The 24,823-nt window shown below is 53.9% G+C and carries 9 protein-coding genes; 2 read left to right on the plus strand and 7 right to left on the minus strand.

Translation table 11 applies throughout. The features are described 5' to 3' along the window. Positions 1 to 306 precede the first annotated feature (306 nt). Entirely contained in the window at positions 307 to 2,016 is a 1,710-nt protein-coding gene (locus MXE41_RS05560; RefSeq protein WP_247099661.1) for a hypothetical protein, read from the plus strand. A gap of 510 nt (positions 2,017 to 2,526) precedes the next feature. Here the strand turns inward: MXE41_RS05560 and MXE41_RS05565 are convergent. From MXE41_RS05565 to nadA, 4 genes are all read right to left on the minus strand, one after another. Then, positions 2,527 to 2,823, minus strand: a complete 297-nt coding sequence (locus MXE41_RS05565; protein WP_247099664.1) for a hypothetical protein — start codon at positions 2,821 to 2,823, stop codon at positions 2,527 to 2,529. A gap of 1,018 nt (positions 2,824 to 3,841) precedes the next feature. Next, complete coding sequence (locus tag MXE41_RS05570) at positions 3,842 to 4,537, minus strand: hypothetical protein (RefSeq protein ID WP_247099666.1); 696 nt, start codon at positions 4,535 to 4,537, stop codon at positions 3,842 to 3,844. A gap of 636 nt (positions 4,538 to 5,173) precedes the next feature. Continuing rightward, on the minus strand, positions 5,174 to 6,175 hold the full coding sequence (locus MXE41_RS05575) for a DUF3261 domain-containing protein (RefSeq protein ID WP_247099667.1): 1,002 nt from the start codon (positions 6,173 to 6,175) through the stop codon (positions 5,174 to 5,176). 415 nt (positions 6,176 to 6,590) lie between these two features. Continuing rightward, positions 6,591 to 7,676 (minus strand): quinolinate synthase, encoded by a 1,086-nt coding sequence (gene nadA, locus MXE41_RS05580; RefSeq protein WP_246978166.1) that lies wholly within the window; start codon positions 7,674 to 7,676, stop codon positions 6,591 to 6,593. Between the two features lie 292 nt (positions 7,677 to 7,968). Between nadA and MXE41_RS05585 the strand changes: the two genes are divergently transcribed. Continuing rightward, the gene (locus MXE41_RS05585) at positions 7,969 to 8,199 is read left to right on the plus strand and encodes a hypothetical protein (protein WP_247099669.1); all 231 of its coding nucleotides are present in this window, start codon (positions 7,969 to 7,971) and stop codon (positions 8,197 to 8,199) included. 158 nt (positions 8,200 to 8,357) lie between these two features. On the opposite strand, the gene MXE41_RS05590 is transcribed toward MXE41_RS05585, so the two are convergent. The 3 genes from MXE41_RS05590 to MXE41_RS05600 form a co-directional block, all read right to left on the minus strand. After that, positions 8,358 to 9,137, minus strand: coding sequence for a hypothetical protein (locus tag MXE41_RS05590; protein WP_246978164.1), 780 nt, complete (start codon positions 9,135 to 9,137; stop codon positions 8,358 to 8,360). Positions 9,138 to 9,152: 15 nt separating this feature from the next. Next, on the minus strand, positions 9,153 to 22,580 hold the full coding sequence (locus tag MXE41_RS05595; RefSeq protein WP_247099670.1) for a hypothetical protein: 13,428 nt from the start codon (positions 22,578 to 22,580) through the stop codon (positions 9,153 to 9,155). Positions 22,581 to 23,127: 547 nt separating this feature from the next. After that, positions 23,128 to 24,738: a methyl-accepting chemotaxis protein gene (locus tag MXE41_RS05600; RefSeq protein ID WP_247099671.1), complete on the minus strand. Its 1,611-nt coding sequence runs from the start codon at positions 24,736 to 24,738 to the stop codon at positions 23,128 to 23,130. Positions 24,739 to 24,823 lie beyond the last annotated feature (85 nt).

Raw genomic sequence — 24,823 nt, forward strand, 5'->3', positions numbered from 1 at the left:
TTATGCAGGGCATGGGCAGCCTGTGAATCAGGGCATTCTACTTTTTTCATAAGCCCTGATTCTACTATATATTTGCAGATTACGATACGTATTTAGTGCTAGTACTCAGTGGGTCAAAACTTTTGAACTCTGATACCGGCTTGCGCTTTGAATTTAGCACCCCTCAGCTACACACCAGACCAGAAAAGCAAGCAGCAACCCACTTGCGTATAAAAGTCTACAATAAGACAAATAGCGACCATGTAGACCAATTTACCACTGCTGCAGTTCCAACAGGCAACTATGAAGTAACTAAAGTTAACTCTTATGAAATTATCGATATTGACGATTTTAAATATCAAGTGTTTTATAAGGGCAATGGTGAAGACAATGATGAAACACCATTATCAGCCACTGGAACCAGCCACTATCAATGAAAACATCTCAGTATTACTTGAATTTATTCAGGGCGGCCAATTTGATGCTTATATGTTCCCATCGTTTAACATTAGCTTGAACTTTGGCCCTCAGCAGTTCACCCACACTAAGACCGACTGGCAAATTAAGGACGTTTCTAACAATGTAACCATCTGGGAATCATTGCAAGATACCAGGAATCTAACCTCAATTAGATGCCCTAAACTTTTAGAAGCTGAAACCTTCTATACATTAAACATTAAAGCCTATGGAACCAGGTCCGAAGCCCCTGCCGAAAGCAAAACACTTACAACAGTGTTTAAAACTGGCACAGTTTCAGGCATTGGAACCCCAGGCGCTGCTGGCTTTGGCGTTGGTGTTGCGCCTGCTCACCTGTTAGAGCATTTAGGCTTAAGCGTAATGGACGGAACAACCATTCAAACAAGTCCTAATTTTGGCAACTATGTAGATAGCAACAATAATGTATACGTGTTTGTGCCTGCATTCTGCTATAGCTTTGACAAGGCTGAAACAGGCAACGAAATTACAGCTAAATCGCCATCGGCTTTTGCAATCAGGTCTTTTGCAGAGTTTAACTGTAACGAAACAAAAGCCAATGAGGTAGAGTACATCTTACACCGTGCTTTTATTGACGGAGGCGAGGTTAAAGAAGGCTTTTTCATTACTAAGTACCTGGTTAGCAAGGGCAATAGGTCAGTTAGGAACGCTATTGCTATTTCTCTTACCAGCTCAGGCACTGATGCACCGTCTAAAGACAGTGAATTAAATACCGAGTGCGCTGGCGTTGCTTATGATGCAATTACAATTGCAAAGAAAATGACCCAAAACAAAGGCACTTGCGCAAGCGGCTTTATGTACTCTGCTTTGGCTATGCTTTCATATGTGCACGGCTTACATGCAACTTCTAAAGACAATTGCGCCTGGTATGATGAAGCAGGAACTACTAATTATCCTAAAGGCTGCAATAACAATGCGCTGGGAGATACTGACGACAAAGAAATATTGTACGAATGCAGCGATACTGAAATCGCTCAAAAAGGCAATACAGGCGGCGCTAATCACTTTGAACGAACCACCCATAACGGCCAGACATGCGGTATTGCTGACCTGAACGGCCTTTTAGAAGAGGTTGCTTTAGGCGTTATCATGTGTAATGCCAGCTCAAACGCTGGCAAGTTCATGGTAATGAAAGACAGTGTTTCTATAACACAGTTTACTAAAGACAACGTTCAAGACGGCCAAACCACTCTATACGACTGGCAAAGCGTACCCCCATGCTATGCCGGCGCAACTGCAAATACTGGCTATTGCGCATATTGGGGCCATTCATCAGGCAATACTTTCTTTACTAATCAAAATGGCATAAATCGGGCATACTGCGGCCTTTTCCCTGCTGTTAAGCAAACCACCGCTATTAATGAATTTGGTAAAAATTATGCGTATGCCTACTGGTGGAGCAGCTACCCCGCTGTATTGCGCTGCGGCGGCATGTGGTCGTACACCACTTGCGCTGGCGTGTTCTATCGCAGCCTCCACAGCTACCGCAGCTGGACGCACAGCAACAGCAGCTGGGGCTTTCGTGCTGCAGCCTATGGCTGATAGTTCTAATATATGGAACTATTAATTTGGTTAACTTTGTACCTTATTTAGTATTGTCTATTGTTATTTGGCCTGTACAATGGATTTTGTCCTGTAGGCGGAGCAATTTCCCATATCCCCCTACTAAGGCGGCATGCACATAGTTCTAAATTTTGGGAAAGTTTTATTTTCTTTTCACCACTAACATGGCAGCACGTTCCTGATAACCAGATAACCAGATATCGATTTGCAGCCTCCGGGCATCCCCTTGCCCCTGGGGCGCAATGCTGGCACTCCCTGTCATCCCGGAGCCCGGCAGACTCAGCACGAGACTAAGCATGGCAGACAAAGCCCTGCCAGAACAGAGGGCTTGCCCCTGGCAATGTGGCGGCCTGAGCGCAACAGTTAGCTGTCAGTCTGTCAGCTGCCGGACCTGACAGCGGCGCCACGCGGCTGTGCCTGCCTGAAATCTGCTGTGTTGCATGGCCATGGCTCTGGTCGGGCACTGCGCTGTCAGGCAGGATTATCAGGTCAGTCGTCCTTGCGGCCACAGTTGCAGCTGTCCTCAGAGCACTTGTGCTCAGTTCTCTTTACCGGGCCTCTGATGCCGGTAATGTCATGGCCCTTACGGGACAGATGATTGTCGTTGGGATTCCAGCCGCAGCTGCTGTTGCTTTTGCCATGATCCCCGCAGCCGCAGTCATTGCTGTCGCAGCCACAGGAGTTGCCCGGGCCGAACATGCGGATAATCTTCTTCATGCCCAGATAAAAAGGAAAGGCAATGACTCCAATGATTGCTGCGATTACCAGGTAATTAATTAATGTCATTTAAATTAACCATACCTTACTTAAGTTAGCGATAGCTTATATAGTAACCGCCGCCCAGGTATTTGACAATATCTTTCATCATGAATTTGAGCCAGGTCGCCCTCACCGCGCCAGCGACCACCGGCATGACATACAGTCCTGACATGCCAACGCCCGCCCTCAGGCAATATCCCCTGCTGCATTACCAGTACCGCCGCAGTCGCAGCGGCCCTTGCGACCCTTGCAGCCCCTGCACCACTGGGCTACAGGCTGCAGTAATGGGCTTGCCGTAAAGGTGAGTTTGAGGATAAGGATGTGCCGCTGTGAGCGGTTTTGCGCTGTGCTGCGCTGCGCTTTGGTGTGCTGTGGGCTCATTGAGCCAGGTGCGCTCCCCGCCCTGTCACAGAGATATTGGCTGGCGATAAGATTCCCTGAGCTTTCACAGACGTGGTGCTTATCGGTGAAGTTCAGGGTGCTCTCTCAGAGTGGCTGCCTGCCTGTGAGAATAGGAATAATGCGGTACGCTGCGCTGCGTTCGTCCTGTACGCTCAGGAGCGGTCCGGCGCAGCCCGGCGCGTCCTTGCATAACAGCACGGCGGGCAAAGGAATAAGACCTGTCTGTTGCAAAGGACTGAAGTGTGATGTAAAAGGCAGTAAATAAGAAAGAAAGGGTCAGTACGGACTTTATGAATTGTCTTTTTATGGGGCTGGACAGGTGAAAGCAGTGCCCCTGCCTGCACCTTGAGCAAGGGCGGTATGTCAGGCCCCGTAAAGTAAATGCCCAGCTGCAATTGATGCCCGGGACGCAATGGCCTGACGGGTCTGGCCTGATACCAGAGGCAGGACAAGCCGTGATGCCTGTGGCTGGCCGGCCGGAAGGGCCGGCGTGGACGGCGGGAGGGCCGGCATGGCCGGCGGGATGGACGGTGTGGCCAGGCAGGTTTGAGCCAGGCAACGCGCGGCCTGGGCGGTCCTGGCATGGACTGCCCAGGTCATGGGTCCGGTGGCAGTGGCGGAGGATGGTGTTTGCTGGTGGCTTTTAGATGCCGCCGGTGAGGAAAAAGCCCAGGGCAAAGATAAGCAGCAGGAGGGCAGCAAGGCCTTTTACTACCATTTTGCCAATACGGGTGTTGACGAGGATATCGTGAGCCTTGCGGATTTTGGTCTGATCAAGGCGGTTTTGCAGCTCGCTGCGACGGAAGTCGCCATTGTCATCACGACAGCCCAGCACTACAGGAACGCCGGTAGCGGTATAGATATTAAAGCCAAAGCCAAAGGCATTTTTGAGTTTGACATCCACCTTGTAGGAAACCAGGGCATTGGCGCCAAATTCCATGACCTCACGGGTAATACGCTGACGGGCCTTCTCTTCGGTACGCTCGGAGCGCGACAGTGCGAAAATGCCACGGTCGAGCACGTCAAAGCCCTCTACCAGGTCTTCTTTTTCGTACAGGAAGGTTGGAGGCTCGGCATAGTAGACATTGAGATCCTCAAGGCTTTCAGGATTGAGTACCTTGACCTCGATAGCCGCCTGACGCTTTTCCATCTGGCCGCTGCGGCGGTTTTTGACCTCAATTTCGCCAGTCTCAAAGGATACCTCGACATCCATCATCAGCAGGTCAGACTCTTCCTCACGGGCAATGCAGTCACGGTTAAACCAGTAGATATGACCATCATCACCCTGCAGGCGACCCTCACCCTTCTTGTTATCAAATGTCGCGATCCTGCCGTTCATATCCTTTCCTCATTCCTCTTATCAATATGAAAACTTTCAGTAATGTCTGATGGCGGCCCCTGCTCCCAGACGCCCGGCCAGCCCATGGCCTTAGCAAGACTCTGGCTTGAGCCTGACTGCGGCCTCAGCCTGTACGGCCATCAGCCCCTGTACGGAGCATGTAAATCATGCCCTGGCCTGGCCGCCTGATGCCTGCCAGCAGGTACTTGCTTGAGCCGTGTCGGCGTCCGTGGCCTCATGCCTTGGTGTGGTAAAGCGCTGGCCTTTCTTACGGCAATGTCTTTGAGCTGCCTGATTTAGCTTACCAAAAATGTCAGGCCTGCGCGGCTGACAAAACGCTAATTTTTCGCCTGTGAGGCTGATGACAGTCAGGCTGACAGCCTGCCTGTGCTGGCTGTGGTGCCTGTGCTGCCTGCGCAGCGTGCTACCCTGCGCTGCCTTTGGCTCAGCAAACTGCATTCACCTGTTAAGAGCTGCCGTATGGGGCTGTGCATTTACTTGCACCATGGCTGCAGGCCTGTGCGGCTCTGCTGGCCCTTTTGGCCGGGCAGAGCGGCTGGGCCGCAGCACGGGCTGCCCGGCAGTCAGCGTGCTCCTGGCGCTGTCTGCCCGGTGAGCCAGGGGACTGGATCGGGCTTAGCGGTAGCTGATATTTATCTGATAGCCAAAGACCTTGTTGACCATACGTACGGGCTTGCGTTTGCCACCCACATCAGCATAGGAAATGATACTGATAGCCTGGCCCTTACTGTTGGTGACAATGCGGTCCCCGCCTCTGTCAGTTACGGCATAGCCCGGGGGCAGCACTGAGCTCCATGCGTCGGCCGGAGCAAGAGAGAGCATGACATCAAGCAGTACCTGCTCAGGGCGGGGCAGTCCCTTGAACTCAACAAGCATGCTGGTATGAATACCGTTGCTGTCATAACGGGCTGTAAAGAGCTTAATGCCCAGAGGAGCTGAACCGGCCATTAAAAGGCGCTGGCCATCAGCACGGAAAAGCACATCAATACTCTGATTGATCGCCCCATAGCTAAGGTTCAGTACCTGGCGGCTTTCCTGAGGAGGAATAACTGATGCCGGTGGCAGAGCTACTCTGACGCTGCGGTCAAGCAGCGGCCAGTAAGTACGGCTCTGGCCCTGGCCCGGTCCCTGGCCATGGCCTGGTGCAGCGGCAGCCCTGCTGTGAACTGGCATGGCCCCCAAGGTCTGACTGCGCCCCTGACTTGTAGAGCGGGCCTGCTGCTGTGCCGGGGCCTGCTGCAAGGCCGGCTGGTTAGCCCAGGACTGGACCTGATCCATGGCCGGCTCTACGGTCACTGCAGGCAGAGCTGCTGAGCCTGGGGCTGCCGGTGCTACCTGGGCTGACGGCCCCTGCTTATAGGCATTGTAGGCTCCGTTGCCCAGGCTGATTACCGGGCCTTCTTCATTGCGCAGCTGGGCGGCAGTCATGCGGCCGTAGCGCAGCTGGCCTTCGGGTGACTCCTGAGTGTTGGGAGCAGTGCGCCCTGCGGTAGCTGCGGTGGGACGGGCTGCCTGCACCTGAGGATCAGGGCGCTGGGCAGCTGTACAGCCGCTTAATAATGGAAAAACAAGAGTTGTGCTGATACACAGCATCCATAAGAGAGAGTTTCTTTTCATTCTTTGTTGTAGTGATATCACTTTGTTTCCGGAGAAGCCTGGTGATTTACGGCTACGCGCGTCAACGGTATTCAGCCTGACACAGCTGGACAATCTGTAAAAGCAAATAATAAACGCTCCACACCACTAAGCTGTGACAAAGAAAAAGGCTGTGCTTTTCCCGGTGAGAAGAGCACAGCCTTTATTCATGTAAGGTCAGCCTGACGCCTGTAACTGGCCCCGGGGATCATAAAGATCCCTGAAATGTGGTCAGATTCTGTAAAGCGTCGGTGCTGCCTTAAATCATGATGCCCAGGCCAGGCCGGGCAGGCCGGGCTGGCCAGGGCCGCCGTTCAGGCAGAGCCGGGCCGGACCGGACCGGGCCGGTCAGACTCTGCCTGTCCCGTGGGGACGGGCGTGGGCCTGGCCTGTGAAATCAGAGGTCGCCAGGTACGTTGCCGGAGCGGACAGCAGCAGCAAAGCGGAGCATGCGGTCCAGAGGCTTGAGAGCCTCGAGGCGTACATCCTCAGGAACCTGTACGGAGTGAGCCTTGCGAACCTCCTCAGAGCCCTCCAGGGAGTTGATGATCTTGCCCAGAGAGTTAAGAGCCATCCATGGGCAGCGGGCGCCGTTGAGGGTGCCTACGCCATCGCGATCGCCTACGGCGGCCTCGATGAACTTCTTGTGAGGGTTTGCCTGCTGCATCTTGTAGAAGATACCGCTTTCAGTAGCCACGATATAGGTCTGGGCATCATCGGTCTTGGTGAACTCAAGCAGCTGAGAGGTAGAGCCTACCTTGTCAGCAAGAGCCACAACCTCAGCAGGAGACTCAGGGTGTACCAGCAGCTTGGCACCTGGATTGTCCACCTTCATCTGGGCAATGTCATTGGCCTCAAAGGAATCGTGCACAATGCAGCGGCCCGGCCAGGAGTAAACCTCGGTCTGAGCATTATTGGCAATGTAGCCGCCCAGGTGACGATCCGGAACCCACAGGATCTTCTCACCACGGCCCTTTAAGTAGTCAGCCAGCTCCACAGCCAGAGATGAGGTCACGATCCAGTCGGACATGGCCTTTACCTGAGCTGAGGTATTGGCATAGGCAACGACGGTGGCATCAGGGTACATGGCGCGGATACGCTTTAACTCAGAGCCCTTACAGCACAGATCGAGCGAACACTCAGAACCCATGTCCGGCATTAAGATGGTCTTTTCAGGAGATAAGATCTTGGCGGTCTCACCCATGAAGCGCACACCGGCAACTACAATGGTATTTGACGGGCTTTCCTTACCGACACGGGCCATCTCCAGTGAGTCACCGATAAAGCCGCCGGTTTCCTCAGCAAGGCGCTGAATAATTGGGGCTGTGTAGTAGTGGGCAATCACCAGGGCGTTGTGCTTTTTGATTACCTCTTTGGCCTGGTCATAAAGACGACTGTCTTTTTCGAGCTCCTCATCAGACATTGGGGCAGGAAGGTCAAACTCCTGCGGCATCTGTATATCTTTGAGTGTGATTAAAGACATTTGATCCTAACTCCTAAGTTGTATGCCCTGCCCCAACGGTCAATGCAGCTGACAGCCGGGCGTAGAAAGATAAAACGGCTGCCGGAGTGCAGCTGACAGCAGCGCTGTCGGCAAAACCATCAGGGCAGTGCATGGAACCTGCAGAGGCACACCACATTCAGCATGCTCCCCTGCAGGCAAGTCAAGCTCCGGCCGGCCGGTCAGCAAATATGACAGGCACATACAAAAAATGCTCAGATTGCGCCTGTGCGCACTGTGAGCATGCCGGAACACTGGGCTTATGATCGCCACCATGGATCAGATTAACAGAGCACAGCATAAATGCACAGCCAGAGACTGCTTTACAAAACAGTATATTGCAACGCATGGCAATGCAGTGCAATACAGCGAGGCGCGCGCAGTGCTGCTGCCTGCAGTGACATGCGCTGCGCTGCAGCAGCGTAGCGCGCTGCAATGGGGGCAGTACCTGCCCTGGCGCAATATGCTTTATAAAACAATATGGCTGAGCGCTGGTGCCTTTTAAGCTGGCATGATGGTGATCGTGAAGTCTGCCCCTAACCAGACTTGTCTTGCTAGTTGCAGGGACAGACCAGAGCGCTCAAGGTGCACAAAAGGCCACTTGCGTGACCTTTTGAAACCTGTGGACAGTCAGTGACAGATATCACCGACAGCAAGCGCTGACTATTCTGCTTTGAATTTTAGCGGGGCAGCACCGGCTTTGACAATGGCATTGCTGATATTGTCAGTATTACGCATGGCGCCCAGAGCTCTCATGCGTGAGGTGCAGTCCTTGAGGCTGAGTCCATCATCGAGCTGCTCGTTGCCTTCCTGGGCATCAAGGCACTCGTTGATCATCTCACAGGACAGCGGCTTATTTTCATCGCTGTCGATAATAAGACCTTCACCCATCAGTGTTGCAGGCAGGAAGCACTTGAGCTTTTCAGAGCTGGTCATGATTTCCACCAGATGCTGCACACCATTGAGGCAGTAGATAAACTTGAAGCGGGCTCCCTGCTGCTCACCAGGGTGAACATCGCAGGAATCAGAGGCACTGCCCATTAAGGCAGTTCCCTGTGCCTGACCGGCGCTTTGCACCAGCTGAGTCTGCATGGACTCAATCAGGGCATCAAAGCGGCCTACTGCAGCAGCCTTGTCCTCAAGCAGGCGTACGGCATTTATCTGCAGGGCATTGAGGTCTACTGTATCCTCCCAGAAAGGAGAGTGCTCCTTGCCGGTAGGACCGTAATGCTCATGATCCTCATGGGCAGTGTCCAGTGACAGTGCTCTGTAGGACTCATGATTGCGGGCAAAATAGAGTTCCTTGGTGTTATAGCCGGCGTAAGCAAAGGAAAGATCACACAGATTGAGCACGTGCTCCACGTCAGCCATGCCGTCTACGGAGACCACACGGAAGACATGATGCTTAACACCCAGAGTAGTAATCTTCAGTACGTACTGCATAACAGAAATTAACTCCTACTTTTTAACTTTGCTGCGACCGCCGCGTCTGCGTTTTGAACCAGCTGACTTTTTCTCAGATCCGCGCCCTGCGGCAACTTTCCTGCTGCCAGCGCTTACCTGCTCAGCCCCAGGGGCGCTGCCCGGGCCCCAGCCCGTGGCACTGCCCGGGCCCCAGCCCGTGGCACTGCCTGAGGCCGGGCTGCCTGAGGCCGGGCTGCCTGAGGCAGAGCTGCCTGCAGCGGCTGAAGCGGTATCTGAGTCAGCGCCCGGTTCGGCTGTCAGTTCAGATCCTGATGTCAGTGCCAGTTCGGCATCCTGAGCCTCTGTCAGCTCAGTGTCAGCAAGGTCAGAGCCTGACAGTCCTGTAAGGCCGGCCCCTGAGTCATCCGGCTGGGAGGCAACTGAGTCATACTCACTGGTGAGTACTGACTCAGGGGCTCGGCCGGTATTTGCATCTGCTGAACGGCAGACATACTGCTGATCGTTATGACTGAACTGCAGCTGCAGGGTATCAGTGTCATCATCTGGTGACGGGACGTATCCGGCAGCGGCAGTACCGGAAGCGGTCTCCTGTGTTGCCCTGATTTCTTCAAGGGCTGAATTTTCGTCAAATTCAAAGCCATTGTCGCGCATTGCGCGTTTAATATCATCAGTGCTCAGACCTTTTTGATCCAAAATATCAAAATGGTTCTCTACCAGTGCATCGGCAATGCGTTCGATATCCATTGGATTGATATTTTTTTCAGCCAGGAAGCGCGAGAAGCTTTCCATCTGATCGTAGCTCATGAACATTGGCTCTTCGTCATCATCAGAGTCATCGTCAAAGTCATAGTCGTAGTCGTACTCATCCAGATCCTCAAGCTGCTCTCTGAGCTCCTCCTTGCGGGCCAGTTTCATGAGCCCCTCGCGCATTCTTACCTGATCTTCGGCAATACTCATGGCGAGGGCACTGGCAGGTGAGAGCTGATCGACAGTCTCATCACCATCAACTATGGAAAGGTCCTGATGGAAGAGCAGGGCACTTACAGGTACATAATTGTCGTCCTCGCCCGCGCTTTCACTGACGGCCCTGCTGCGCTCACGATCGCGCTCCAGGGTCTCGCTTTTAAGCTGACTGTTTTTCTCAAAAGACAGGTCCTGCCACATGTCGCCGTAATTGTCATAGCCGCTGTAATCAAGATCATCATTACCTGAGTAGTAATACATGTACTCATTAAACCTGCGCTTGAGCTCTTCATCACTGTCCTCACCTTCAAGCAGTGACAGGCCGGCTGTTACCTGATCTTCAGAGACTGAAGAGTCCATATCTGCGTAAGATACATACTCACCAGATCCAGCAGCAGCACCATCAGGCATGCCTGCCCCTGCAGGGGCAGGTGCGCAGACCGCAGCAGCTGCAGCTGCAGCTGCGCTGTAGTTTTCAAGGGCCGATGCCAGATTATCAGGCAGGTCCTGCTCAGACTGGGCAAATGCCTCAAAGGCCTGACGGTCATCATCGCTGAAATCATCAGACTCTTCCCAGTACTCAGACTCATCATCCCCGTACTGGCTGTTATCCCTGTACTGGCCATCAGACTCGCAGTTTTCTGCATCTGCGCCATCTTCATCAGCATAGCCATAGCCATAAGCAGCACCAGCGGCCTCAGACTCTGACAACGAGCCGGACTGAGATGCCGGGGCTATGCCAGAGCCAGACTCAGCCGCAATCTCTGCAGAAGCCGTGTCATGGTAATGCCCCTCACCATGCTCTCCCTCGCGGTACTCATCTTCATCTGAATCATACTCATCGTACTCATCCTCATATGACTCCTTGTCATAGCCCTCCCAGTACTCAGACTGGACTTCAGGATTGAGTATGTCCTCATCGGAGATTTCTTCGTCAGAAAGCTCCTCATCAGGCTGGACCTCAGGATTGAGCATGTCTTCATCGGAGATTTCCTCGTCAGAGAGCTCTTCCTCTGTCAGGACCTCAGGATTTAGTACATCCTCATCAGAGATTTCCTCGTCAGAGAGCTCTTCCGCTGTCAGAGCCTCAGGATTGAGCACATCCTCATCGGAGATTTCCTCGTCAGAGAGCTCTTCCGCTGTCAGGACATCAGGATTGAGCACATCATCATCGGAGATTTCTTCGTCAGAGAGCTCTTCCTCTGTCAGAGCCTCAGGATTGAGTATGTCATAATCGGAGATTTCTTCGTCAGATAGCTCGTCATAGCCAGGCTGGACTTCAGGATTGAGTATGTCTTCATCGGAGATTTCCTCATCAGAGTGCTCTTCCTCTGTCAGAGCCTCAGGATTGAGTATGTCTTCATCGGAGATTTCTTCGTCAGATAGCTCGTCATAGCCAGGCTCATCTTCAGACGGAAGCTCGTATGACTGGAACTGATCATGCTCACTGCTGTACTGACCGTCATCCAGGTACTCATCGTCCTGATGGTATGTGTCAGCTTCAACGTCAGTGCTTTGGGAGGCATCGCCAGCATCTGAATAGTCGCCAGCTTCGTCCTCGTAATCTTCGTCGTAGTCTGACGTATCTTCATCGCCGTAGATGGTTTCTTCTTCGTCAGCGTAGCCGGTCTCTTCTTCGTCGGCGTAGCCGGTATCGCCCTGGTAGCTGTCGGCGGTACTGTCTTCATCTTCGTCATAGCCGTCAACGTCTGAGGCGTAGTCGGACTCGTCCTCCATGCCCTGGGCCCACTGCCTGAGCTCGTCGGAGCTGAAGATGTAATTGCCATCGCCTGTGGTCAGGACATCTTCGTCGCTAATCTCCTCGTCATCATCGCCCTGATCCTCGTAGCCGCTTTCACCAGGCCCGTCATCCAGGTGTTCGTCCCGGTCGGCGGCAGCAGCGCCCGATGCGGATGCTGCTGCGGCCGCAGCAGCTGCAGCGGCCGGACCTGCTGAGAGATCAATGCCTGCGGCTGCGGCAGCAGCGGCGGCCTGCTCAATCAGAGCCTCGCGGTGTCCGCAAACGTGGCTGATGATGACGTTGGTCAGGGTGTCAGAGAAGTTGTCCTCATCGTAGATAAAGTACTTGAGCCCCATGGACCTTGCGTACTCATAGCATGCAAGGCGCAGCTCGATTTCCTCACTTTCCTCCTCGGAGTCAGGATCGGCTGTCTGCAGCTGCACCAGCGACATGTTATGCATGGCAAGAGCATCACGGGTGCGTCCGCTGAAGACCAGGCGGTCAGCAACGTCTTTGAGGCCGCTTGCTTTCTTCAGCGGGCAGGCAGCAAAGTACTGCTGGAAATAGTCATAGTCTTCATCTGAAAAATTCACCTGATCACGGTATGAGCCCAGTGTGGTGCCGCGCAGGCCATGATAGCCATACAGCTCCATGCTGCGGCGGTCAAACTCACGGGCCCTTTGCTCAGCCACATCAGACCATGGGCGATCATCAGTGATATCAAGACCGGCAGCCACATACTCAGCTGCAAATGGAGAGTAGACAAGTCCACCTGATTCGGCAGCTGCGTTGAGCGTATCCTGCATGCCAATGAACTTGAGCGTCAGGGCATCAAGCTCATTGCGCTGCCCACGGGTCAGCTCCTCATAGGAGCAGCCCTGACCGTAAATAAGCTCGACGTAGCTCAGGCGGCGGCAGTCCTCATCGCCGCTCAGGCTGCGATGGAGCTTGGCAAGGCGCACATCCTCATAGGCAAGCTCAGGACTGTCAACCAGCAGACCTGCTGCAGTGTCAGTCTCCACTGGACAAAGAGCCAGGCTGTCATGAGCAGTTCCTGAGTGCAGATGATTTTTCAGGGCGGCGGCAGCTGGTAAGCCCCTGTCGGCCGCCGTGCTGGCGGTCGGAGTGATGCCGGCTGATGAGCTGGCGGCCTGATTGCAGGCGGCTGATGAGCTGGCAGCCGGGGCACCTGTTGATGGGGTCTCCTCCCCGTCGGCTGTAACGCCCATGGTAGAGCGCTCCAGGGTGGCGGAAATCAGGTCCAGCACTGTGCTGCCTCTGGTCCATAATGGATGGCGCGGAGTGACATGACCTATGTCCATGCCCTTGAAGCTGTGCTGATAGAGCCAGTGCATGACATTAGGTGCACGGGCAAGCATGGTGCGGCTGTTAAAGAGATCGTAAAAAGCCTGATGCTGCAAGCTGTCATCGAGCATGACCATGTAATTGTGGCTTTGCAGCTGGCGGGCTGTTGCTGAAGTCAGTACCTTGTAATAACGCGAACGGCGGGAGACCTGCTCATCAGAGTAGTTGATGAGAGCTTCCACCAGATAATGCTTGGGAGTGTCCTCAGGGAAGGTAAACTGCTCAGCGACAATTGCTGTTTCTTCGGTGACAGCATTGACATCACAGCGGTAGAACTCTGTAAGCTCATCCTTGTTTAAGATACGCTCAAGAATGGAGCCTGCCAGATTGGAAATGGCGCTGCCACGCTGTGAGGATACCTCAGAGCGCTCAAAACGGTAGCGCCATGACTCATAGACTGTGTTCTTAAATGAGCAGTCCACCAGATCCGAGCAGCCAAAGTAATAGCCCTGAGAATAAAGGGCATCTAGGAACTGCTCCTCACAGCCAAGGCGCAGATCCCAGGTTTCATTGGCAGTACACAGATTGAGTAACATGTATATATAGACATGCAGCGGGTTCTCGTCCTCATGGAACATCCATGGACGGGTGTACTGATACTCAAGCTGCTCATCAAACTCCCAGGCATGCTCAAAGATACGGCGCAGCAGTGGCGAACCGGCAGCTCTGACACGGCTCCAGCAGGAGTCCGAGCCGTCATCACTGGCTTCATCCATATCATCAAAGTCAGGCCCCAGCCCCTCTGAAAGGACAGCTGCATCAACCCCCTCAAGACCAGGAATTGCCATACCAAGTCTGCTGCTCAGGAAAGACTTAAGGCGGTCATAGATAAGGTTTTCATCATCACTGCGCTCATTGGTAATTACATCAGCCCCGTCATTACCCATGCGCGCACGCAGGGCACGAACAGCCGAACCGGTGCCGGAGAACATACCGCCGGTGCCATCACTGCCTTGCTCTCCTGCGCCCTCCTCAATCACGGCACTGACTGCAGCTGCGCCATTGCGCTGCTGCTCTTCAGCCGGATCATCCCACCATGATTCGCCTGGATTTATGCCATAGGAGCGACCTGTGTTTTTAGAACGCCTGCGGGCCTTTTCAATCACCTCATCGGGATCAGAGGCGTAAGAAAGAGTAAAGAGACCGCCCTGATACTCCTTTCCCGAAATGAGATCACGCAGCAGCTGCTTTTCTTCAACAGTAAGGTGACGGCGTGCCATGGCAGCGCTGCCGGCGCTGAGCAGAGTATTTTCCTTATCACTGTCTGCACCGGCCTCATCAGCGGCAACAGCTGTCAGATCCTGCAGTTCGCCGGGCTCGTACTCATAAATGCTTAAGGCACTGAGGGCATCAGGTCCATCAATCTGATCATCAGCCTCATTACCATCAGAGCCATTTTTACCCCTGCCCCATAAATCTTTGAAGCTGGTGCTGATACGAACATGGCTGTCATCAATAAGATCGCTCTGAGAAAGCCCCAGATCCTCTGGAGTCAGCTCCACCTCTGTACTGGAGGCCTGGCTCCTGGCGGCCTGGCCCCTGCCGGCCTTGCCGGCCTTGTCGGCAGTGCCGCCCCTGACGGTGCTGCCGGCACGGCTGGAGCGGCCGGAGCGGCTGCCTGACTTGCTTGTGGTGCTCTCAGTGGTGCGGGCGCCTGAATCCTGGTCACTGTCCTCTTCAATGTGGCGCATCAGCTCATCGGCCAGCTGATCTTCGTAATCATCATCCTGATAAATACGGTGTGCAGAGCTTTCTGCTGCAGAATGGGAAGCTGCACGGTCAGCGGCGGCACGCCCGGCAGCGCCTGCAGAGCTGCCAGCTCTGAGGGCGGCGCGGGTGCTGCGGGAGCGGCTGCCAGAGCTGCTGTCCTCTGATCCTCCAGTGCCGCTGCTGACAGTGGCACTCATGGAGGTCTGTTCACGGCTGTACAGCTGTGCCAGAGCCACTCCCATGACATCAACCTGATGCAGGGCATAGTCGTAGCTCGAGCGGAAATGTGCAGTTAAAGGAGCTTTTTTCCTTTCATCGTCATCATCAAGAGCAGCGCGGTCCAGAGCAGCCTTATGACGTGCTGCATCCTGAGCGGATGCGTCAATGAGCTGCTCACGGCTTACATGCCAGCGACGCACCGCGTGCTCAGGGTTAATGCCGTAAATACGGGCAGTATTGATATCACCTGCCTGAAGGGCTGAGATATCAGAACCCTGCTCCTTACTGATGTCCAGACTGTTAAGACGGCGGCTGCGGCTTAATACCCTGTTACGCGACTCAGGATCAATGGACTTTAAAAGACGGTAAGGCAAAAGAGCACAGCCAGGTCCCAGCATAGACAGAATGTCTTCGCTGCAGGTAGAGCTGTTTTCATAGAAGGTATAGCTGATCCACTGACCGTCACTGCCCAGCAGGCGCTCGATATTGTCCATACCGATAATACGCTCAATCTGGCAGCGGGCTATTACAGCCTCACGATCCACAATGGCAGGCAGGCCGCCCCTGCTGGCAGCAGACTCGGACTCACTGTCATCGTAAATCCAGTCCGACCAGTCGTCATACCAGCGCTTTGAGTCTGAGGACTCATCGTCCCAGATGCTGTCATTTGACCAGGCATTATCCTCTGCACCGGTGCTGCCCCGGGACTGAGCGCCGATGCTGCCCTTGGCATCAGCACCAGTGCTGGCGCTTGCGCCGGCGCCTGTGCCGGCACGGGCGATGTCACGGGCCTGTGCTCGAGCTCTGGCTCTTTCCAGAGCGCGGGCACGGGTACCGCCCCTGCGGCCGGCTTTGCGGCGGCCGGCGCGGTCGGAGCTGGCGGAGCGGGCGCTGCCATTGTCGCCCTCATCGTCCTCGTCGCCATCAGCATCAGGATCAGGCACTTGAGGAACCATGGCGGCCAGAGCGGTATCACTTACGGTAAACCAGCGGCTGCGCAGCTCAGCATCTGCTGTGCTCAGATCGTTTAAGGTACGGGCCAGATTCTTGAGCTCATCACGGGCTTTTACTGCTTCTTGCTGGCTTAATACCAGATCAGGTACAGGATCACTGTCACTTGATGAATAGCCGCTTTCAGGGTCATACTCAAGACCATCAATACAAAAACGTGGTCTTCCGGCTACATAGCCATTGCTCTCCTCTAAAATCAGAGCCTTGAACTCAGGGAAGCCCTCCAGATCCATGGATGAGGAAAACTCCTCAAATCTCTGGGAGCGCAAATCAATCTGCAGCACATCAGTGGCAAACCTGCGGGCCGTCTGAGAGCTGTCGTCCTCATGGAAATACTCACTATTGAGGTGGTAGCGGAAGGCATGGCTCTGGACGTAGTACAGGAAGCGCTCACGGGCGCCCGGGGCTCCTGTCAGCATGTCGCGGGCCAGCAGCGAGGCATAGCTGCGGGCCGGGCCATTGGCTCGTCGTCCCAGCTGCCAGCCGTTGCGGCTGAAGACCATGGACTGAACCGTATTCCAGCCTCTGGTCTTCATGAAGTACAGATAGTCGATAAAGGCCTTGAGGTAGATACGGCCGGCAATGTGCTCCTTGATAACCAGTTCCTGATTCTCAAGCAGACGCGGCTCAATCTCAAGGAGCAGACGACTGCGGTCAAAGCTGTTGGACTGCAGTATCAGCGTGCTGGTAGGACCAAAAATATCAACCTCATTGAGATCGTCCATGACCTCAGAGACATCCTCCATGCTGGAGTGAGCCTCTGCAGCACGGGCAACACGCTCATCACGATGCCGCTCGAGCTCTTTGACGTAAGCATCAACAAAGGATACAGCTGCTTCCTGGTTTTCCTGGATGATAAGGGAGTTAAGGCGGTCTTCCTGACGGCCCAGCTGCCTTACCCTCTGCTCATAAGAGTCAGATCCCTCATCACCTGAGAGCACATCAATGGTTTGAGCGCTGATGGCACTGCCACCGTAGAGCATGCCCGACAGACCACTCTGAGCAGTGCCGGGCATGTCATCTGCGCCCGGCTCAACAGGAGTACCTTCCCCTGCTGTCAGATGGTTTTTGAGAATGAAGTCACGCTCAAGTCTTGCCTCCAGTGACTCAATCATGGTGCGCAGCAAATCACCGTCAAAGGCACGACGGGCAAAGAAGTCGGCCCATCTGGTGACATCCCTTTCATAGGATTCGACCATGGTGTCATTAAAGACATCTCCATAAGGCATGACTGTCAGGTGATCCATGCACAGATGGGTAAAGCGCGCAGCGGCACTGTCACCGACATTGGCAAGGTAGCGGCACATGTTCAGGAACAGCTGGACATTAGGGCGTCCCCTGCCACGCAAGGCGTTGAGGGTAAAGGCATACATGGTCTCAAGGGTAATGCCGGCACCCTCGCCTCGCACAATGGCCTCAAAGACCTCATCTACCGAGTCAGCCTTATCCAGAATGTGACTGCCACGCTTTTCCATGCACAGACAAATGTTCAGTGACAGAGGATAGGTATCAAGATCGGCACGGTAATTGGCCATGACCGAATCAATGCCTACATGATCCTGACGGGAGTTGACTGTAATATCGAGCTTGCTGGCCAGAGGAGTCAGATAGGATGGCAGTGAACCTGACATGTACCAGTTGAGCAGCAGGGCACGTTCAAGCTGGCTGGTACCGTGACTTAAACAGACAAAGATACGTGTGACCAGCTGGGCAATCTGATCATTGCCAATCTGACTGCCTGTGAAGGCATCAGGATCAAAATCCTGCTCTTCAAGCTGATGGAAGGTGGCAAAATTGCCCTCCATGTCCGTGCTGTTAAAGCGCAGATAATCAAGCTCGGACTTGAAAAATTCGGCATGGGAAATGGCCTTGAGAACATCTCTTTCCTCATCGAGCTCCAGATCAATCTGACCGCTTGAGAGCATGTTGCGGCGCAGCATGGAGTTGCTGAAGAACTCATGATTGCGCTCGATGTAGCGTATAAAGTAGAGGCTGTTAACCGGCAGCACACCGCCTCGGGTAGCCAGCTGTCGCAGCGCCAGCAGAGCATCAACACGGGTAAGAGCCAGCTCTTCGAGGTATTTGATATAAACCACGAAAGGCAGAGGCTCAAAGCGCCCGGCAGCCTTAAGGGACTCCAGTTCGCTCACGGCCTCAGGAACGGCAAGACGTGCTGCATAAAACAGCCAGGTATGTGCCTCGGCAATACGGTCCTCATGCTCGCGCAGTACCAGATAGGACTCATAAAAACCGTAAGGACGGTGCATGAGGAACATCTGGAAAGCAAGACGGCTGCGCTCGGCATCCATTTCGTTTTTGATGAAGTAATGGCTGAGCTTCTTGTACAGCGCACCTGCCTGCATGCGCCCGCCCATCAGGGCATAGAGATCGCTCTCATCCTCATGTTGCAGAGCATGGGAGATTTCTGACAGGTAGGAAATTGATGAAGCATTACCAAGACCGGCACTGGTACGGTAAAGCTCGTCAAGATAAGGCTCGGTTACCGGCGCAAAATTGCCCTTGTATGAAGACAGATGACCATTGAGCAGGTTGTAACCCTGTTCACGGTGGTCAGGTGAGAGCATGCCTGTCTGTAAAAACAGAGCTGCCGTGTCCTCACGGGAGAACTCAGGACCAATGAGATCATCGGCATTACTGTTGCTGGCGGCATGAGGAAAAAGCTGATGGTAGAGCAGATCAGAGGGCGAGCTGTGCGGGAACAGCACTGAAAACTCGGCCTGATCGATAGAGCTGATGGAGCCGCCCCAGTTGGTGGTCATGACACGGTAGACCGCCAGACAGCCTGCCGGATTGTATTCAGCCTTAAGGCAGCGGGCCAGCAGACTGGTAAGCAACAGAAGACTGTTATGGTAGAAGTCACCCATGCGGGTGTTCTCCTCCACCAGATCACAAAGGTAGATCAGGGCATTGCTTACAATGGTGCCAAAGACCGTACTTTGCAGACACTGACGGCCTTCGTGCTCAAGACCTGGGTCCAGGGTTGGATTGCGCTCCAGAATCTTTTTCCAGGAGTCACTCTGGGCGCTGAGGGCACGGAAATAGGCAGCTGTTGAGCTGTGAGAAATGTGGAAATCGTAATTGTGGTACAGACGCAGCGAACACAGCGGCATGTCAAGGCAGGTCATGCCCATATGAAATGCCAGAATGGAGCGCATCTGATAGAGGAAAAAGAGCTGCCCCTCGCAGTTGATCTTGGAGTCAAAGAGCGCCTGGTAATACTGGGAGCGGTAGGCAGAGGCCAGATAGTTGCCGCAGATATCGGCATAAATCATGGCTGAATAGCCCATGCCTATGTTCTGCTCGCCAATAAGCTCGCCATAGGTAAAGACACGGCCAATAAGGAAAGATGACAGTGCCGGAGTGCCAGGAATTACAGGAATAAAGCCATTGTCACCCAGCAGCCAGATGTCACTGTCATAATCATCAGATCCTGCCGCGCTGGCTGCAGATGAGGCAGCAGCTGAGGCAGCAGCTGTGGCAGACGCCGCCCTGGCAGCAGCCTTTGCTGCCGCCGCTCTGGCTGCCGCCAGTGCTGCTGCGGCCTCAGAGCCATCATCCCCGTCATCCCTGTCAGCCCCTGCCCCGTCATTAGCATCTGCACCATCGGCCGCGTCAGCAGCGTCCGCTGCCGCAGCTGCAGCTGATGCAGAGGTGGCTGCGGCCCCAATTGCCTCATCATCGTCAGCGCTGGCGGACTCCACGGCCTCATCAACAGCCTGCTGCTGAGTCAGAGCATAGAGATTACGGCGCTCAATATTGATGAGATACTTACTGTAAAAAGCCATGAGCTCACAGTAAACCTGGTCATTGAGGTAATTGACCTCGGCACTCATAGGATGGCCGCAGGTAACGATACCAGGATTTAAGGACGCAACAGCCCTGTCCACCGCCTCCTGATGATAGATGTGGGTAGCCCACTCCTTCATCTCGTCGGTAAACTGATGCTCAAAAGGGTTTTCGGCAAGGGTTTTGTGGAACTTGTCCCAGGCATGACGGTGCTCGGCGCATCTGGCACTGTTGAGAGCCTCTTCGTTTATGAAGAGCTCGTAGAGCACAATAGGAGATTCCTCGCTGTCCTCAACGCGACGGGAGGCATCATAAAAAGCCTCAGCACCTGTCTTGCAGGCATAGACACCATGCAGATAGCTCAGCACTCCGGGCACAAAGTCAAATTCAAAGCCCATGCTGGGATTGAAGAACTTGTGGCTGGCCTGCTGGACGTAGAGATCGCCAAACTTGCGGATAAAGGTAAAGAGAAGATCCCGGTCAGATTTTGAGTCCACTACTTTGGTGAGCACTGACTCCAGGTAGCAGAAGTGCATGCCACAGGGATCAAGTTTGCCAAGCTCACTGCCATTATTGTAGACAGGCTGGGAAAAGACACTGTGATCGTCATAAATCTCACCTGCCTGCTCACTGTCGGAAAATACCGAGAAATCTGAGGTTTTGACAAAGCTGCCGCGCATGAGGATAAAGAGCTCAATATGATTTTTGAGCTTTACCAGAGCCTCATAAATGCGGAAATCACTCTCCCTGCCGGTCTTGTGGGCAATAAGATAGTAATAGAAGGTTACTTCGTCATAAGCCTTGGAGAAATGGGAGTTCTTGATATCAAAGATTTTGACAATGTTCAGCAGCTCTTCTTCATAGCTGCTGTAGGCATCAACCACGGTACGACGAACAGCTGAAAGCACAGGGTCGCCGCGGAAGTCAGCCTCCTCGGTAAAGAGCCAGGCCTCCACCTCATTGTAGGGCAGAGTGATATTGTGCTCTCTGGCAATTTCTTCAATTGACTCGCTGAGCTCTTCATTTTTGATACATGACTTAAAGCACTGCCAGCACTCTAAAATCATCTTGTCGGTAAGCTTGGGAATACTGCGCTTAATAAGGGTACGCAGCTGACCTGCAGTGATATTGCTGTACTGCTCGGCGCCCAGCTCTTCAAGCTTGCGATAGAGAATAAGATCATTGGCCGCAGCGGCAAAACCACCGAGGCTTTCCTGACCGGCCACCCTGGCCATCTCCTTTTCAACCAGCTTAAGCTCATGAATAAGGGCACTCATGTCCATGGTGCGTCCCGAGACATGAGTAAGTCTGTCAATCATGACCCGGCGCGGATCAGATCCCGGAAACTGTCCAGATATGGCTGCAGCATCTTCGCCCTTACCGCTCCGGCGCGAGGCAAGACGGGTCCCCTGAATCATGGCATGAGAAAGACCAATGCCCGAGTTGAGCAGCGATCCAATATGCATGTCAGAGCCTGCTGCCTTATCCTCAGTGAGATCAGTGCCTACATCAATGGCGGCCTCGCCCCTGCCATTGCTGTCATCAGCAAACCTACTGTCATCAGCAAGCGCACCGTCGGCAACGTACCCGTCATCTTCACGGCCCCCATCGCCCGCGCCAGCTTCGCCCCGCGCACTGCCGGTGCGGCTTCTGGCGCGGCTGCCGCCGCTGCCTGCGCGGCTGCGGGATCCCCTGGCGGACCTGGAGGCACGGCCAGAACCTCTGCCTGCCCTGCCAGATACTCCCTCAGAGCTTTCAGCCTGCTCATCATCGACGGAAGCTGCGTCATCGTCAGATACAGATGCAGTGTACTCATAGTCGGCAGCGTCAGTTGCAGCCCCACTTATCCCGCCATCATCTATCTGCACCAGCTCATCGCTGTCATCATGGACAGAGACAGCTGCGCTGTCGGCCATGCCAGAACTGTCGTCCCTGCCACAGCCATCACGAGCTGCGCCAACGTCACCATCTGCAACATCTGCAGCAGCATCTGCACGATCAGTAAGATCCTGACCGTCAAAGGCGGCACGACGACGGCGGGCATGCTCTCGGGCATCACTCATCAGCTCATCGGAAATCAGGCTTGTCTGAGCTGTGCTGTCATCATCCACGAAAATGTCAGCTGCGACAGCCACCACAGAGTCATCCTCTCTCATGTGATCGGCAGGCATGTCTGACGCACTGTCTGCAGCTGCAGCAGTGTCAGTGTTTTTCTTGCGGGAGTTACGGGTCCTGGTGGCTGAGCGCCCAGCTGCTTTACCGGCACGACCGGCAGCGCGAGAGCCGCCCCTGGCAGCCTCAGCGCCCGCACCAGCAGCGGCCGCTGCTGCGCCAGTTGCGGCGCCAGCGGTCTGTTCGCCGGCTCCGGAGCAGGCGCTGCTGTCAGCCCCCAGGGTATGGCTGTCGACGCTCCTGTCAGACTGGCTGTCGGCACTGCGGGCGGACCGGGCGGCAGCTTTCTGAGCGCTGCGGCTTTCAAGATCGGCGCTTAAGGCAGCTTCGAGCTCCTGATAAACAGACAATTCGTCATCGGGCTGAACCCCGGTGCTTGAAGACCTTGAGGAGCGTCGCTTGCTGCGGATAAGGGAAGTATCCTTTTTCTTTACCGCAGAGCGTGCTTTTGAGGATGAGGATGAAGATGGCACAGCATGTCCTTCGGGTAAAAGCCTGTGAGCTCTTAAGCCTGATTCAGAAGATGGCAGAGGTCGGCCCGCGTGCGGGCCATGGATCACTCATTATAGCAAATAGCTCCCATGGCATCCGTAAAGCCCGGGAGCGCTTGCGGCCCGCGCACGGCCCGTAGCCGCGCCACTTGCGCGCCACCTGCGCTCCATTTGCGTGCCATTAGTACACCTGTTACTTTCCTGAATATCAGGCTCTGATTCGCGCAAAAGGCCCCTTTTGGACCAGCCATAAGCAACAGTGCCCCTTAAGACGTAAAAACCCCGCATCCGGATAAGGATTACGGGGGCATTGCTGCAGTCGGCTGCCAGGTGGCGGCCATCATATGAATAACTGATCTATGGTGAACATAACTGCATTAAGGCATCCAGCTGCCTGTCTGGCAGCAAGACCCTTGCACCATGGCTCAAGGCCATGAACGGAGGACCAGGGCCTGGCCGCCACAGCCTGGCGGGCATGGTCTTACGTACCATGACCATGCCTGCCTGCTGTGCAGTCATGAGACCGTCATCAGATCTTGAAGAACTTGAGCCTGTCTATCAGATCGTTGAGGCTGTCTGCTGTGCCCACGAAGGTGGTGCGGGCATTCTGAGCCACATTGTTAACCTCGGTGGCTGCATGGGTAATGTCCTGCATGTTGTTTGAGATCTCAGATGAGGCCGTGGTCTGCTGGGAAGCAGCACTGGAAATCTGAGTAATCTGGGTATTTACATCATTTACAAAGTTGAGGGCATTGGACAGATTCTCCTGAACACCGGAGCTGCTGGCGGCAACCTCAGACATGCTGTCCAGGTTTTGCTGCATGGCCTCGGTAGCATGAGCTGTCTCTATCTGAATACGGTCCACCATGCCTCGTATTTCCTGAGTAGAGGCTGTGGTACGGTTAGCAAGGGCTCGAACCTCATCTGCTACCACGGCAAAGCCACGACCGGCCTCACCGGCACGGGCAGCCTCAATGGCAGCATTAAGGGCAAGCAGATTGGTCTGAGCAGCAATCTCATCAATGGTGCCTACAATGGAACCAATCTTGAGAGCCTGGTCTACCAGAGACTGGATGGTGGAGGCATTCTGCTTCATGTGCTCATACTGATCCCGAATAGCGTTGGTGGACTCGTTAACACTCTTCATGCCCACACTGGTCAGATCAGCCGACTCCTGAGATGAAGCGGCGGCATCCTTACAGTTGTTGGCAATATTGGTAGTGGTAGCCACCATCTCATCAGCAGATGCAGATACGGCAATAGCCTTGCGCTCGGTGCGCTCCATGGCCTCACAGATATTCTGAGCTGATTTTTCCATATCACTCATATCGGCATTGACCTTATCAGCAAGGGTTATGACATGAGCAATGGTCTCACGCAGTTTGGCTGCCATGGAAATCATGGCATTGTTGAGCACACCAAACTCGTCTTTTGATGATGGAGCAAACCTGTAGTTGAACTCACCATTTGAAAGTGCCTGTGCTGCAGTGCACTGAGCCTTGATGGCGCGCTGGATGGAGGAGGAAATGACAAGTGCAATGATGATGCTGACAATAAGCTGTATTGTGGTCAGGGAAATAACCATGATAAGTGAACCTGTCTGAACCAGCTCTTCAGAAAGGTCTTCAATTACTATGAAGCGTAAGGCCACCACCTTTTCGATTTCTGCTCTCATGGTGGTAGACAGAGGAGCCAGCACATTGAGGTAAACCTCAAGGGCCTCATAAGGTCGGCCGGCATTAATAAGCGACATTACATCATTTTCAAAGATTCTCTCGTACTCAAGAGCCTGATCCTTGAGGGCAAACACTATTTCTTTCAGACCAAGACGGCCACCCAGAGCCTTGGTTGAGGTAATGAATTTGTCCATCTCCTCATTAACCTTCTGCATGTTTGCCGGAGTCTGATTGTTTGGAGTCAGATAATTAATAATGGCTGCGTTGGTGCTTTCAAAGGTAGTCGATGTCAGGGCAATACGGCGGTAATTACCAGTAATGATTTCTGAAACCCTGGTAGCAGTTGAAATGGAGCTGTACATGGCATTGATTGACAGGCCGGATACTATCAATGAGAGCACCATGACCAGACCAAAACAGGCCATAAGCCGGACTTTGATGGAAGAAGAAGCAAAGAAACTCATAACTAAACAGCCATATGCGTATATGCCCGTCAGAGCTGGCCTGCCAGACCGGACACAGCCGGTAAGGCTCAGTCTGCCTCCAACA

It is taken from the genome of Anaerobiospirillum sp. NML120449, assembly GCF_023051105.1.
Taxonomy (GTDB): Bacteria; Pseudomonadota; Gammaproteobacteria; order Enterobacterales; family Succinivibrionaceae; genus Anaerobiospirillum.

Excerpts from the sequence above, each read along its gene's own strand:
- MXE41_RS05585 (WP_247099669.1), top strand. The coding sequence starts at position 7,969 with ATGGATCAGATTAACAGAGCACAGCATAAATGCACAGCCAGAGACTGC.
- MXE41_RS05575 (WP_247099667.1), bottom strand. The coding sequence starts at position 6,175 with ATGAAAAGAAACTCTCTCTTATGGATGCTGTGTATCAGCACAACTCTT.
- MXE41_RS05565 (WP_247099664.1), bottom strand. The coding sequence starts at position 2,823 with ATGACATTAATTAATTACCTGGTAATCGCAGCAATCATTGGAGTCATT.
- MXE41_RS05590 (WP_246978164.1), bottom strand. The coding sequence starts at position 9,137 with ATGCAGTACGTACTGAAGATTACTACTCTGGGTGTTAAGCATCATGTC.
- nadA (WP_246978166.1), bottom strand. The coding sequence starts at position 7,676 with ATGTCTTTAATCACACTCAAAGATATACAGATGCCGCAGGAGTTTGAC.
- MXE41_RS05560 (WP_247099661.1), top strand. The coding sequence starts at position 307 with ATGAAATTATCGATATTGACGATTTTAAATATCAAGTGTTTTATAAGG.
- MXE41_RS05570 (WP_247099666.1), bottom strand. The coding sequence starts at position 4,537 with ATGAACGGCAGGATCGCGACATTTGATAACAAGAAGGGTGAGGGTCGC.
- MXE41_RS05600 (WP_247099671.1), bottom strand. The coding sequence starts at position 24,738 with ATGAGTTTCTTTGCTTCTTCTTCCATCAAAGTCCGGCTTATGGCCTGT.